At 42.3% G+C, this 13,588-nt stretch carries 9 protein-coding genes, 4 tRNA genes and 1 pseudogene; 3 read left to right on the plus strand and 11 right to left on the minus strand.

The window, feature by feature from the left end:
* From ACI2JM_RS12360 to ACI2JM_RS12405, 10 genes and pseudogenes are all read right to left on the minus strand, one after another.
* A pseudogene (locus tag ACI2JM_RS12360) lies at window positions 1-74 on the minus strand (elongation factor Tu); the annotation flags it as partial.
* A gap of 523 nt (window positions 75-597) precedes the next feature.
* Window positions 598-672, minus strand: a tRNA-Thr gene (locus ACI2JM_RS12365).
* A gap of 119 nt (window positions 673-791) precedes the next feature.
* Window positions 792-865 (minus strand) — tRNA-Gly (locus tag ACI2JM_RS12370).
* 84 nt (window positions 866-949) lie between these two features.
* Window positions 950-1,033, minus strand: a tRNA-Tyr gene (locus tag ACI2JM_RS12375).
* 67 nt (window positions 1,034-1,100) lie between these two features.
* Window positions 1,101-1,176: transfer RNA gene (locus ACI2JM_RS12380), tRNA-Thr, on the minus strand.
* Between the two features lie 182 nt (window positions 1,177-1,358).
* Window positions 1,359-2,855 (minus strand): chorismate-binding protein, encoded by a 1,497-nt coding sequence (locus tag ACI2JM_RS12385; protein ID WP_314886002.1) that lies wholly within the window; start codon window positions 2,853-2,855, stop codon window positions 1,359-1,361.
* Between the two features lie 214 nt (window positions 2,856-3,069).
* Complete coding sequence (locus ACI2JM_RS12390) at window positions 3,070-4,071, minus strand: FHA domain-containing protein (protein WP_404644556.1); 1,002 nt, start codon at window positions 4,069-4,071, stop codon at window positions 3,070-3,072.
* A gap of 123 nt (window positions 4,072-4,194) precedes the next feature.
* Entirely contained in the window at window positions 4,195-5,049 is an 855-nt protein-coding gene (locus tag ACI2JM_RS12395; RefSeq protein ID WP_404644558.1) for an RsiV family protein, read from the minus strand.
* 213 nt (window positions 5,050-5,262) lie between these two features.
* A complete protein-coding gene (locus ACI2JM_RS12400) occupies window positions 5,263-6,858 on the minus strand; it encodes a peptide chain release factor 3 (protein ID WP_045453786.1) in 1,596 nt (531 codons plus the stop codon).
* A 188-nt stretch (window positions 6,859-7,046) separates the two neighbouring features.
* On the minus strand, window positions 7,047-7,970 hold the full coding sequence (locus ACI2JM_RS12405; protein ID WP_404644560.1) for a hypothetical protein: 924 nt from the start codon (window positions 7,968-7,970) through the stop codon (window positions 7,047-7,049).
* 279 nt (window positions 7,971-8,249) lie between these two features.
* Between ACI2JM_RS12405 and ACI2JM_RS12410 the strand changes: the two genes are divergently transcribed.
* The 3 genes from ACI2JM_RS12410 (at window position 8,250) to ACI2JM_RS12420 (ending at window position 12,749) form a co-directional block, all read left to right on the plus strand.
* The gene (locus ACI2JM_RS12410; protein WP_404644562.1) at window positions 8,250-8,663 is read left to right on the plus strand and encodes an Ohr family peroxiredoxin; all 414 of its coding nucleotides are present in this window, start codon (window positions 8,250-8,252) and stop codon (window positions 8,661-8,663) included.
* A 181-nt stretch (window positions 8,664-8,844) separates the two neighbouring features.
* Window positions 8,845-11,835: a DNA polymerase I gene (gene polA / locus ACI2JM_RS12415; protein ID WP_404644564.1), complete on the plus strand. Its 2,991-nt coding sequence runs from the start codon at window positions 8,845-8,847 to the stop codon at window positions 11,833-11,835.
* Between the two features lie 119 nt (window positions 11,836-11,954).
* Entirely contained in the window at window positions 11,955-12,749 is a 795-nt protein-coding gene (locus ACI2JM_RS12420) for a WG repeat-containing protein (protein ID WP_404644566.1), read from the plus strand.
* Between the two features lie 37 nt (window positions 12,750-12,786).
* Here the strand turns inward: ACI2JM_RS12420 and ACI2JM_RS12425 are convergent, their stop codons facing one another.
* Window positions 12,787-13,563 (minus strand): hypothetical protein, encoded by a 777-nt coding sequence (locus ACI2JM_RS12425; RefSeq protein ID WP_404644568.1) that lies wholly within the window; start codon window positions 13,561-13,563, stop codon window positions 12,787-12,789.
* Window positions 13,564-13,588 lie beyond the last annotated feature (25 nt).

The raw sequence follows: 13,588 nt of genomic DNA on the forward strand, positions 1-13,588 counted from the left end.
TTACCGTGGTCAACGTGTCCGATTGTACCGACGTTGACGTGTGGCTTTACGCGTTCAAACTTGGCCTTTGCCATGGGTATTTCCTCTTTTTTTGGTGAATCTTTATCAATCAAAGATCGGTGAATAGCTGCTTGACGGCTCATGATGCATACAGAACCATCAAACCGTTGACGCTATGGCTTATCTACTAAAACTGTTTGATCACTTTACGACTGTATATATGTGCTCAGATCATGCATTTCAATGCTGCACACATAAGTTTACGCATTATACGTATTTTTTAATCTAGTCAACATTGCAAGATATTATACATTATCGCTGTTGCACTACTTTATCTTAGTGTAAATCATTAATAATATTGGAGCCTGCCGAACCTAGATACTTTTATCTTAAATAATTTTATCTCAGATATTTTTATATAATTACTCATGTATTAATAACTTAATAAATTGACAGCACTAAAGGGCAACACCTCAGTGTCACCCTTAAATATTATTTGCTACACTGTAATTTATAATTTTCAATATTTTGTAATTTCGATATCGACACGAACTGTTTAAAGATGGCAAAGCAAACACAAGAGGTTTAAACAATAAATGGAGCTCATATTGAGAATTGAACTCAAGACCTCTCCCTTACCAAGGGAGTGCTCTACCGCTGAGCTATATGAGCATGTTTTTAATAACCACAAAAAACAACTTATGGATTTACTAAAAAAAATATCACGATACAGCAATACTAAAACTGACTGTCGTGATGATTTATTGATAATCTTTGCGATGTTGTATATATGGAGCGGGTGGCGGGAATCGAACCCGCGTCATTAGCTTGGAAGGCTAAGGTGTTACCATTATACCACACCCGCAATTACTCTTATTCAAGAAGACTCTAATCGAGAGTCATGAAGTATAAAGAGTATGCTTGGCGCTATGACAAACTTAAAAAAATATGGTGGTGGGAGAAGGATTCGAACCTTCGAAGCTTTCGCGACAGATTTACAGTCTGTTGGGTTTGACCGCTCCCCAATCCCACCTTAGGTTGCTTTAAACAAAAATGGCTTTAGTTTAAGACAGATTCATAAAAAGCTACTTTAAGAGAGATGGTGCCGACTGCCGGGATCGAACTGGCGACCTACTGATTACAAGTCAGTTGCTCTACCAACTGAGCTAAGTCGGCTTGTTCTCTTAAAGTGGTGGCTATTCTATCAAATTTTTTGAAAGACGCAAGCCCTTTTTCATATTTTTTATGATTATTTCAATAAAAAAATATAACTGATTGATTGTAATGATGTTTTTTAAATAAAAAAATAAGCTGTTTTTCCACAATAACCGCATACTGTGTGTTTATGACTAGAGTCCCTAGCGAATCCGTAAACCATTACACGCCATTTTTACCGCTTTGACCAACGCCAATGCTTTTTTATTGGTCTCTTCCCACTCTGCTTCTGGAATAGAATCAGCAACAACCCCAGCACCCGCTTGGATATGAATTTTACCACGGCGCATCACAGCAGTACGAATAGCAATGGCGGTATCCATGTTGCCATGCCAGCCCAGATAACCGACTGAGCCACCAAAGACGGTTCGACGGACTGGCTCTATCTCGTCAATGATTTGCATGGCGCGTATTTTGGGCGCACCTGATAGCGTACCAGCGGGGAACGTCGCACAAAAAACATCCAACGCATCCTTATTGGGCAATATCGTCCCTTCAACATTAGAAGCAATGTGCATCACTTGCGAATAACGCTCGACAAACATCTTTTCGGTGACTTTGACACTGCCATATTCACAAACGCGGCCAATATCATTACGACCCAAATCGATAAGCATCAAGTGCTCGGCGATCTCTTTTTTATCACTCAGCAGCTCTTTTTCAAGCGCTAAATCTTCCGCTTCATTTTGTCCGCGTCTACGAGTACCCGCCAATGGTCGTACCGTCACTTTGCCATTTTCGATACGTGATAATATCTCAGGGGATGCTCCAATAATGTCGAAACGCTTGTGATCATCGAGGGTATAACCATGCACCAGAAACAGATAAGGCGATGGGTTTAAAAACCGTAGGGCACGATAAACTGCTAATGAGTCGCCAGTATAATCGGCTGTCAAACGCTGCGCAGGAACGACTTGCATGACATCGCCTGCTAAAATGTAATCCTTTATTTTATTGACATCATGACAATATTTCTGCGCGCCTGTTTGTGAGGTAAATGTCGGCGTCGGCATTACGGGTGCGCTCAGATTTGGCATTTCTGCCAGTTTTTCTTCAATTTTTTCTAGCTCGCGGATGGCATTGCTATAGCCATCTTCAGTGTGACAATCAGCATAAACGATGATAGATAACGTATTTTCTAAACTGTCAAAAACAATCACGCTCATTGACAGCATCAGCCACATATCCGGCATTGTCATCGGATTGGGGGCGTCTGACAAACCCACGCTTGGCTCGATAACCCTCACCATGTCATAGCCAAAGTAACCTACTAAGCCGCCGCTAAAGCTCGGTAGCGTTGCAATGTCCTCGACTGTTGGCATCTTATATTGCGCCATTAGCTGACGGATATAGTCAAACGGGTCAGCGACTGCATCGACATCGGTGTGGTCATTTTTTTTGACGGTCATATTACCATCGGCATACTGCAAAATGAGATCACTACCTAAACCAATCATCGAATATCGTGCCCAACGCTCCCCGCCTACGACAGACTCAAATAAATATGCAGAGCCGCTTAAATCACGTACTTTGGAAAATACAGATACTGGTGTCTGTGCGTCCATTAGACGTTTTTTTATCAGTGGAGCATGACTAAAGCCACGGTCTTTAAAAGCTTGATATTCTTCAAAGTTCATCATAATAATGCTCTCTTAACAAAATATTGGCAAAAGATAAAACAGCAGACTGTTAAATAAAATATAGCGTCAACACTCTATTGAATGTTGACGCTATCAAAGTGACATATTCGTGAGGGTTGCTAGACTATTAGCCGATAGTAGCTAACAATTGGCTAATAATTATACCAAAGCTCGATTGGATTAGAGCATCTCAAACGCACTGGTCACTACTTGGTTACGCACCGCCCATGTTAAATAACCACAATGCTAGCGCAATAATGATAATGGCAATAAACACCCAAATGAACCAACCACCGCTTGGTTTTTTCTCTGCCTGTCCTGCATTGGCTGGATTGCTGATAGTCTGATCCATCGCATTATTGCCTTCTGTGCCAAGATCATGAGATTGACCTAGATTGGCAGTGCCAGAAAATTGTGCGGTTGCCGCCTGCTTAGCTCGTAGAATATCGGGATCTGCTTCTTCTTGTAGAGCAGTTTTAGTCGTTTTGTCATGCTCTGATTCAACTGCTGGCTTTTCATGTACAGCTGACTGCTCTACTAATGACGTATCATGAGCAGGTGCTGTCGGTGCCGCCTCTGTCGCTGTGACGGCTTCTGGCTGACTTACAGCAGGTTGTGCATCTGCTACAGTTGCAGCAGCGACTGGTGCTGCTTCAGTTGTGTTAGACACGGTATTATCTATAGCCGTTAAGACTTCATTGATGCCCGTTTGCTTAACAATCGGCTCTTTTGCTACTGATTCATGAACAACAGGTTCACTCACCGCCGAGTCTTCGACAGCCTGTGTTTCGGCAGTCGTTTCAGCAACCACTGTCTCAGTCTCAGCAACTGAATCCTCTACTGCTACGGGCGCTAATACATCAGTATCTGTAGCAGCAAAAGGCGCGTTCACCTGAAAGCTGAAACTGGCAAAGCCAATGGTATCATCTACCTGTAAAAGGCTCGATGTATTACCTTCGATACGCTGCTCGTTGATAAATGTGCCGTTCGATGAGTCTAAATCTTTGACATACAATCGACCATCTAAGATGCTTAACACCGCATGATTACGCGATACTTGCTTGCTACCAAGTACCACGTCATTGTCGCTGCCACGACCAACAGACAGGCTGTCATTGACCGTCAACGTTAGGTCACCAAGCGCTTCTGTTAATGCATTAAGTTGCCAAGTCTCTGTGTCGACTGTCGCCTTCATACTCTCTGTATTGTTCGTCATGCGGTAACTCCTTATTCTTTTATTAAATTTCAAATGGTTTTAGATAAATCATTGCCAATTTTTTAAGAGATTTTACGATTTTTTTAATATAAACCGTAATAAGTTATGCAATGACCATCCGAACTATTTAGGTATAAAGTGCGGCTTTATGACACCGTCGAGCTTACTGTACGGAATACTAAGTACCGGCATACCGTAGGCATATGGACCGATAGCGTAATGCTGATAACGAATATCGATGCCTTTGTCCGTCAGTGTCACATTGTCACTTAAGGTAAATGGCCAGTTTTTCTCATAACTGCTGGCATCGTCGTCAACCGTTTTGACCCACGTTTTATAAGCATCATAAGCAAGCGCTTTAAAACGTGATTCCTTGCCTGATTGAAGCATATCCTCAAGCTTGATTTGTTTTTTGGTGCCAAGGTCAAATATTAAGTATTCGCTATAAGGCATGCCATGAGCGCCACCAGTAAAGACATAAGTATTGATTTCAAATAGTTCAAAATCACTGACATGACCTAAATACTCAGGCGTTACCATTAGGCTATAAGCCCATGAACTGCCCTCTGGCATATCTATAAACTGTGAGCTGGCAAAGTCATCAATGGCGGCTTTCACCATTGTCTGATTGACCTTCGTTTTGATAGGCGCAGATTCAGTCGGTTTACTATTGACGACTAAATTATTAATACGCGCATTGGCGATATCATTGATCCAACCGTGATTGGTCTTCAGATATTTGATGTCAATTTCTGGACAATTATCGCGCTCAACACACTGTGCTTGCACTTTTTTAGGCAGCTCATATTCTAGATAATCCGTGCTACTGATGAGATTACCTGCATTGGCAGGCATCGCGATGCTACCTAGCAGTAAACTGCCGGCAAGCAGTCTCAGCAGACGACTACGACTTCCTGTCATCGATAAATGCGGATTCATTGTTGGCTGATTGATATCAATTTGATTCGCAGCGTTCATATATCCTCTTTTATAAACATAAGATGTTACTTGATATTCTACCGTAACAATGACGATGTATTGTAGGAACACTGTTTATGTTTTTAGGGTTGTGCTGTCTCCTGCTAACGAATAGCTACCTACCCTCTCTCGTTTCATGCCTAAATCTAAGCTAATAAAAAAGACACGGCTGGCGTGTCTTAAAAGATAAACTAACTCGTGAAATGAGGGATTTTAATGCTCACGAGTATTACTAAAAGTGACTTCTGGATAGCGATCTTGCATCAGCTGCAAGTTGACCCGTGATGGGGCAAGATACGTTAAATAACCACCGCCATCTAGCGACAACTGGTCATGAGCTTTGCGTTTGAATTTCGCCAATGCCACTTCATCATCACAATGAATCCAGCGTACGGTGGCAATCGATACCGGCTCAAAGATACACTGTACTTTGTACTCTTCTTTGAGACGATGCGCGACCACTTCAAACTGTAGCACACCAACCGCACCCAAGATTAAATCGTTGTTAATCTGCGGCATAAAGACCTGTGTCGCGCCCTCTTCGCTTAGCTGCTGTAGCCCTTTTTGCAAGGCTTTCGATTTGAGCGGATCTTTTAGAATGACACGGCGGAACAATTCAGGCGCGAAATGCGGAATACCCGTAAAGTTCAGCTCTTCGCCTTCGGTAAAACTGTCACCGATAGAGATGGTGCCGTGATTATGCAAACCGATGATATCACCCGGATACGCTTCTTCTAACGCTTCGCGATCACCTGCCAAAAAGGTCAGTGCATCGGCAATGCGTACGTCTTTACCCAAACGCACATGCTTTAGCTTCATGCCTTTTTCATACTTGCCTGAACACACGCGTAAAAATGCAATGCGATCACGGTGGCGTGGGTCCATATTGGCCTGAATCTTAAAGACAAAACCACTAAAATCCGTCTCTGTTGCCGCTACTTCACGCTCATTGGTCGGATGCGACTTGGGTGGCGGTGCATATTTGATCAAGGTATCAAGTACCATATTTACGCCAAAATTGCCCAATGCTGTACCGAACAATACTGGCGTCATCTCACCCGCTAAGAACGCCTCAACGCTAAATTCTTCTAACGCCATTTGTACCAGCTCAAGTGACTCTTCGAAAGCATCAAACATCAATTGACCCAAACGTTCACGGATATCTGGATAATCATAGCCCGCGCGGGTCTCAGAGACTGTCATCTTGCCGCCATTACCTTTTTCATAAAGGTAGGTCTTGTTTTCAGTCAGATGGTAGACACCAACGAAATCTTGTCCCATACCAATCGGCCAAGTCACTGGAATACATTTAATTTTTAACACTGCCTCAATCTCACTAAGCAGCTCAAGCGGCTCACGAATTTGACGATCCAGCTTGTTGACAAATGAGATGATTGGCGTGTCGCGCATGCGGCAGACTTCCATCAGCTTGATGGTTCGCTCTTCGACCCCTTTAGCCCCATCGACCATCATCAGCGCGCTATCCACAGCGGTCAAGGTACGATAGGTATCTTCACTAAAATCGGCGTGACCCGGTGTATCCAATAGGTTGACCACATGGTCTTGATAAGGAAACTGCATGACAGAAGTAGTGATCGAGATACCACGCTCTTGCTCCATACTCATCCAATCTGATGTCGCATGTCGATCAGTTTTGCGGCCTTTGACCTCGCCTACTACCTGAATTGCCTGACCCCATAACAGTAACTTTTCAGTCATGGTGGTCTTACCTGCATCGGGATGCGAGATAATGGCAAAAGTACGGCGTTTAGCCACTTCTTTGTTTAATTTCTTTGGATCTACGCTCATAATTTTTGGCTTCAACCTTAACTTCAAAAAGGCTGTCTTTTAGACAGTAATCTAACTAAATAGAATAAATAATGAGCGTATTGTAGCGGATTTAGCGTCAAGGTGCAGAATTAGCGCATAAAAAAACACTCCCTAGATAGTCAAATAGAGAGTGTTGGTCAATTTTTTAACATGATGCGTTTTTAAGATTAATAGTAGCGTTTGATTTGTGCGGCCAAGAAATCTCCTGCGACTTCATTGACTATCGTACAATCCACCACACCGCGAATACTGTTGGTATTCGGATTTGTCACACCTTTGGCAACATAGTTTGCTTCATAAATAGCATTTTTATCATTCGTGCCATCGTTATATTCGACACCATTGTACTGATAAGCAGGCTGATTCAGGTATTCAAAGAACGTCACTTGTGCCGCTTTTTGCTTATTGCCTATGCCTACACCAAACTCAGAAGTTCTGTAGCCTCTACCATCGCTAAAGCGGTCTTCAGCTGCATCAATCCACTTATCGAGCGATGTATATCCCGTCTTGTTTTTGTCGTTAAAGGCTAAAAATGAGCGTTCGCTCTCGACTACTGGAATATAGCAAACAGAACCTATCGGAAACTCTGCATTAGCCGAAATCTTAGGATAATTATTTAAGTCCGTGAGAATACCGCGACTGTTATTTATGTTTGTACCAGCGCTATAACTGTTTGCCTGCAAGCCTGATAAGTTAAGCGTCTTATAATTGGTTTCGTAGTCTAGCTTATTATTACTGTTTTTTTCATAAATAGGACGTTTGACAATGCGGTTATCAACTTCAATATCCTTATTATCCAGTCGCCCTTCAAAATTGTCTGATAATACCGTTCTGTCCAAAGTATTCAAACCTTGATTACTATAATTATTAACGATATTTTTTATCTTGATTTCACGCTCACCAGTACGGTAGGTCTCATCGATGCGTGCAATGGCACTATCTTTCGCTTGCTTATCATAGCTATTGTCAAAGCTGGTCAGCGTAATCTTATTACTACCCGAACCATAAATACCATCATCCTCCCCGCCGCAGCCAGCAAGAGTAAATGTCAGCAAAGAAAGTGCAATAGGTAACACCATTGATTTATTCATCGAATAAGACCTTTATTGGTTAGATTTTTTATCATCTAGTTTGATAACTTTATTTTTTACAGCTATATTCCTATATTACATTAATAATTCTGTTACTTATAGCGATTAAGCTTTTCCTGCGATAGTTAAATGCAGCTAAAGATTCTACTAACAGTTCACTTACAAATCCACAGTATATACTTACGACTGACCTATATTGCTCATGCACTGGTTTGTTATGCTGAATCCCCTATCAAAATTTATTGCTAAAACATAAAAACTCACAACAAAGGATATGTTATGAAAACACTATATTCCACCAAAGCAACAGTTACTGGCGGCCGTACAGGTAATGCCAGTCTGCAAGACAGTGATTTGACGATTAATATGGTCGCACCCGGCTCTGATAAAGACGGTAATAATCCAGAGCAGTTATTTGCGATGGGCTATGCAGCTTGCTTTGATGGCGCACTTGCTGCGGTCAAAGGGGCAGAAAAAGCAAAGTTTGACTCTACTACGGAAGTATCCGTAGATTTAATGAAAGGTGAAGGCTTAGATTTTCAATTAGCCGTGAAAACTCATGTTACTGCTGAAAACACAGAGCTATCAGCGGATGAGTTCCAAAAGTTGGTCGAAAAAGCCAATAAAGTTTGCCCATATTCTAAAGCGACTCACGGTAATATCGATAGTGAAGTGACTTCAGAAGTGAGATAGATTTTTAACAATAACAATATCGGCTTTATCTATAAGAGAGCTCAGTGAATACTGGGTTCTTTTTTTATGAGCATCTATCAGCAGTAGAAATATCATAACTATCGAGAAGTTCGGCAAGGTCTGATTTTATCGTTATAATGTAAGCATCGTTTTATCTGATACCTAATAATAAGTGACCTTTATGACTGATCATATGACCGACTCCTCCGCAGACAATAACCACAACTCGCATCAAGCGCTTGATCCTAAAGCCTTACCAAATTTTGATACCATGCCCAACGTAGCGACTATGGACACCAGTCACGTGGACAAAAATCAGCCACCTTTTATTTTGGTTGATGGCTCTTACTATCTGTTTCGCACGTATCACGCCTTGCCAAAGACCATGCAAAACTCGCAAGGGCTGATAACGAATGCCATCCGTGGCACGCTCAATGCGCTGTTAAAATTGATGCGTCGATATCATCCTACTCACATGGCGGTCTGTTTTGATACCAAGTCACCCACTTTTCGCCATCATATGTCTGCTGATTATAAGGCGGCGCGTCCGCCCATCGACATAGAGCTGGTGGAGCAAATTCCTTATATCCATCGCTTGGTAACCGCTTTGGGCATTCCACTGTTACGCATCGAAGGTGCAGAAGCGGATGACATTATCGGCACACTGGCGCACCGTGCGGTCGAGCAAGGTCATCATGTGGTTATCTCAACCGGCGATAAAGACATGATGCAACTGGTCAATGACTGTGTGATATTGGAAGACAGCTTTACCGGTAAGGTCACGGACACCGCAGCGGTTATTGATAAATTTGGCATCAACCCCAACCAAATGATTGATTTTTTAACCTTGATGGGTGATGCCTCTGACGGTATTAAAGGCGTGCCCGGCATCGGTAAAAAAACCGCTAAAGACTTACTCGTTGAGTACGGTGATATCGACAATATGTTAAAGCATATTGGCTTTATTAAAGGTCGCGGCGCTAAAGGCTTGATTGAGCATGCAGAGGAAATTCCATTCAATGCCAAACTGGCCACTATCGTCACAGATTTAGATATCGGTCAAGACTGGAATGATTTGAAAATCGATACCAATCCTTGTGCCCATATAGATGAATTGCGCGAGCTGTATAGCGAGCTTGAGTTTAGAAATGAGCTTGCTTCTCTTGACCACCCAAACCATCCAGCCAATGCTAATGGGAACGGCGTAAAAAGTGTTGCAAGTAGCCAAGCAGATGCTGAATCACAAGCACAAATCGCTAAGTCGCTACAATCAAGCAGTATTGAGAATGTCCAAAACGGCAAACAGCATGATAGAGCGTGGCACACCGTTTTAGATGAGCATGCGTTTGACAGTTTGATTGAATTATTAGAGTCTGCGCCGCACTTTGTCATTGATACCGAAACCACTAGCGTCCATTGGCGTCAAGCACAAATCGTCGGTTTGTCTTTTGCGGTACAAGCGCATGAAGCCTATTACATACCACTGACACATGCGCTAGAGGGTGACGAGCTGACGGCTAAACAGCTCGACCGCGATAGCGTTTTAACACGTCTAAAACCTATCTTAGAAAACCGAAATATTGGTAAAATCGGTCAGCATTTAAAATACGATGCGCATATCCTCAGCCATTATGATATCGATTTACTGGGTAGCATTCATGCTCGTCCCAATAATTGGGCGATGGATACCATGCTTGCCAGCTATGTAATTAATGCCGCCATCACTCGTCATGGCATGGATGATTTGGCACGTCACTATCTACAAACCCAAACCATCAGTTATGAAGATGTCGCTGGTAAAGGCGCTAAGCAAGTCACCTTTGACCAAGTCGCCATCGATATCGCTAGCGACTATGCTTGTGAAGATGCTGACATTACTTATCAGCTATTTGAGGTATTCAGCGTTGAGCTGGCGAACGATGCCAATAATGCCAAATTGCTACACGAGCTAGAAATCCCAACGGCGGAGATACTCTGCCAGATGGAAGCAAACGGCATTCTCATCAAACGTCCATTTTTAAATGAGCTATCAAAGCGCTTCGATGAAGAAATCGTCGCGCTAGAAAAACGTGCTTATGAAGTGGCAGGAGAAGAGTTTAACCTCGGCTCACCTAAGCAGCTCGGTGAGATACTATTTGAAAAGCTCGGCGTTGCTGGCGGCAAAAAAACCAAATCAGGGCAATATTCTACTGGTGAGGCCGTACTGTCAAAAATCGATCATCCATTGGTCGATATCACCTTAGAGTATCGCGGTCTATCTAAGCTCAAAAGCACTTATACCGATGCGCTTGATAATGTCGCAGATAGCGAAACTGATCGCGTACACACCAGCTATCATCAGGCATTGACCAGTACTGGGCGTTTGTCTTCGACTGATCCTAACTTACAAAATATTCCGATTCGTACCGCGACTGGTCGCTTGATTCGTCAAGCCTTTATCGCACCAGAAGGTCGCGTTATTTTGGCGGCGGATTATTCACAAATTGAATTGCGTCTCATGGCGCATTTCTCAGGCGATAAAAACTTAACTGACGCCTTTAATGAAGGTTTAGATATTCACGCTGCGACTGCCGCTGAAGTACTTGGCAAAGAAGTTGCCGACGTAACCTCGACCGAGCGCCGTAATGCCAAAGCCATTAATTTTGGTCTGCTTTATGGTATGAGCGCCTTTGGACTTGCCAAGCAGCTACAAATGAGCCGCAATGAGGCACAAGATTATATCGATATGTATTTTGATCGCTATCCTGGTGTCAAAAACTATATGATCAATACTCGCGCCAGTGCTCATGAGCAAGGCTATGTCGAGACGATATTGGGTCGTAAGCTCTACACGCCTGATATCACTCACAGCAACCGCATGGTCAAACAAGGCGCTGAACGCGCGGCTATTAACGCACCGCTACAAGGCTCAGCGGCAGATCTAATTAAGCTGGCGATGATTGCCGTCGATAAAGTACTGCCAAAAGCGCAAGCCAAAATGCTGCTACAAGTCCATGATGAATTGGTGTTCGAAGTGGATAGTGACAAGGTAGATGAGATTAGCCAACTCATTACTCATGCTATGCAAGACGTCTTAACGACAACTGCTGTCGAAAAGGGCTGGAACGTCGACTTTGCTGTGCCGTTATTGGTTGAGACGGGTGCTGGCGAGAATTGGGATGAGGCGCATTAAGCGTTTTTGTATAATAAAACAGCTCAAGACCTAACGTTTTTATTTTATAGGATATGGGCTGTTCTTTAGATTGCCCATATCATACCCAATCGATAGTATCTAATTCGTAGGAGCTGACGTTGATAACTAAGGATTCTGTTATCAAACAATTATTGACCACACTCATCCTAGCTTTTAGCTTGTCTTTAAGTAATTACGCAATAGCATGCGGATTATTGCCAGGATATAAGTTGTCGAAGGGAGTAAGTTGGGGTGAGCTATGTGACTTCAATGAAGGTTTAGCAAGTGCTCAGAAAGATGGGAAATATGGTTTTATTGATAAACAAGCCAATATCATCGTTCCATTCAGTTATAACTTTACTGCTGAGCTTTCTGAAGGACTCGCCATCGTTAAAAAAAATGAACATCATGGATACATCAACAAAAAAAACCAAGTCATTATTCCGATAATATATGATGATGTCAGACCTTTTTCTGAAGGTAAGGCGGCTGTTGAGTACGAGGGTAAATGGGGTGTTATTAATGATACTGGCGAACTTACTATTCCATATCAGTTTGACGAAATCAGGTATTTCTCAGAAGGACTAGCACCTGTAAGAAAGGATGAACTGTGGGGTTATATTGATAGCAGTGGAAAGACTGTTGTACCCTTAAACTATCTGAATGCTGATTCATTTCATAATGGCTTGGCAGTCGTGGCAAAAGAGAATGGTTATGGCATGATAAATAAAGATAATAAAATAATCGTCCCTACGGAGTATGACATGCCTATTTTCATTGATAATTATTACATAGATACTTTTAAGTTTTTGAAAGGCAATAATTTTTATTATTTTGATTCAAATGGTGATCGCTTAGCTGTTAGCAGCTATCTTGACACGATGCCTGAAGTGATACTCGATAGACAAAGATAAATACAGTAACCGCTAAAGATAATAAGAATTTTTCATCTTAACTTTTATCATCTGGCAAGTTAAACGTCTGTGTCTGCTCGTTGAACTCTACAATAAAACTATCTGTACCTTTATCCAGACTAGAGGGTATTGGCTCGTAGTTGTTATCATAAAGACCGTGTTCGTAATTGACAGTGACTTTTAAGGGATAAAAGCCTTGAGTCATAACCCCACCTGTATTGATACTAACATCACTTTCAGCTTCACCATATGACGATTTACTCATAAGCTCATACGAATAATCTAAATCCAATCTTGCCACTTCTTCGACTTTACCACTTGTCATAGCAGCGTACATACTCCAAAAACAATTGGTTTGACCACCTGCACCGGAGCCACAAAACTTACCTACCCAACCGTACCTATCAGCACCCACTTCTCTTAAATCGAAACCTATCAGCTGACTTCGACCTGCTCCACCATTTCTTATGTAAGGCTCGCTTGCAGATACTACCCAAGAATTGCCTAATTTATAAAGTATGAATAAACCGCCAAATCCTGGTGTCACTCGTGCACCATCTTCCACCGTATCACCAGAAACCAAAACATATAAAGTATCTACTCCCTCGATGTTTTTAAATTCATAATGCTTAGGAGCAAGGCAATAGGTTTCTGAGCCGTCGTCATATAAGGTACAACCACGCAACTTATCATAGCTTGAACTGTAATAAACACTCATAATTCTTTCAACAGCTTGCCTGACATCAAGAGATATTTCAGCATGTGCTGAAGGCAAGACCATCAGAAACAAGCTTACAATGATTAAAACTTTCATATAACAGCGCCTCTATATGTATGTG

This window comes from Psychrobacter sp. NPDC064578 (genome assembly GCF_044901245.1).
GTDB lineage: Bacteria > Pseudomonadota > Gammaproteobacteria > Pseudomonadales > Moraxellaceae > Psychrobacter > Psychrobacter cibarius_C.

What these genes read in the sequence shown, in the direction of transcription:
- polA (WP_404644564.1), top strand. Translation starts at nt 8,845, where the DNA reads ATGACTGATCATATGACCGACTCCTCCGCAGACAATAACCACAACTCG.
- ACI2JM_RS12425 (WP_404644568.1), bottom strand. Translation starts at nt 13,563, where the DNA reads ATGAAAGTTTTAATCATTGTAAGCTTGTTTCTGATGGTCTTGCCTTCA.
- ACI2JM_RS12385 (WP_314886002.1), bottom strand. Translation starts at nt 2,855, where the DNA reads ATGATGAACTTTGAAGAATATCAAGCTTTTAAAGACCGTGGCTTTAGT.
- ACI2JM_RS12400 (WP_045453786.1), bottom strand. Translation starts at nt 6,858, where the DNA reads ATGAGCGTAGATCCAAAGAAATTAAACAAAGAAGTGGCTAAACGCCGT.
- ACI2JM_RS12390 (WP_404644556.1), bottom strand. Translation starts at nt 4,071, where the DNA reads ATGACGAACAATACAGAGAGTATGAAGGCGACAGTCGACACAGAGACT.
- ACI2JM_RS12410 (WP_404644562.1), top strand. Translation starts at nt 8,250, where the DNA reads ATGAAAACACTATATTCCACCAAAGCAACAGTTACTGGCGGCCGTACA.
- ACI2JM_RS12405 (WP_404644560.1), bottom strand. Translation starts at nt 7,970, where the DNA reads ATGAATAAATCAATGGTGTTACCTATTGCACTTTCTTTGCTGACATTT.
- ACI2JM_RS12395 (WP_404644558.1), bottom strand. Translation starts at nt 5,049, where the DNA reads ATGAACGCTGCGAATCAAATTGATATCAATCAGCCAACAATGAATCCG.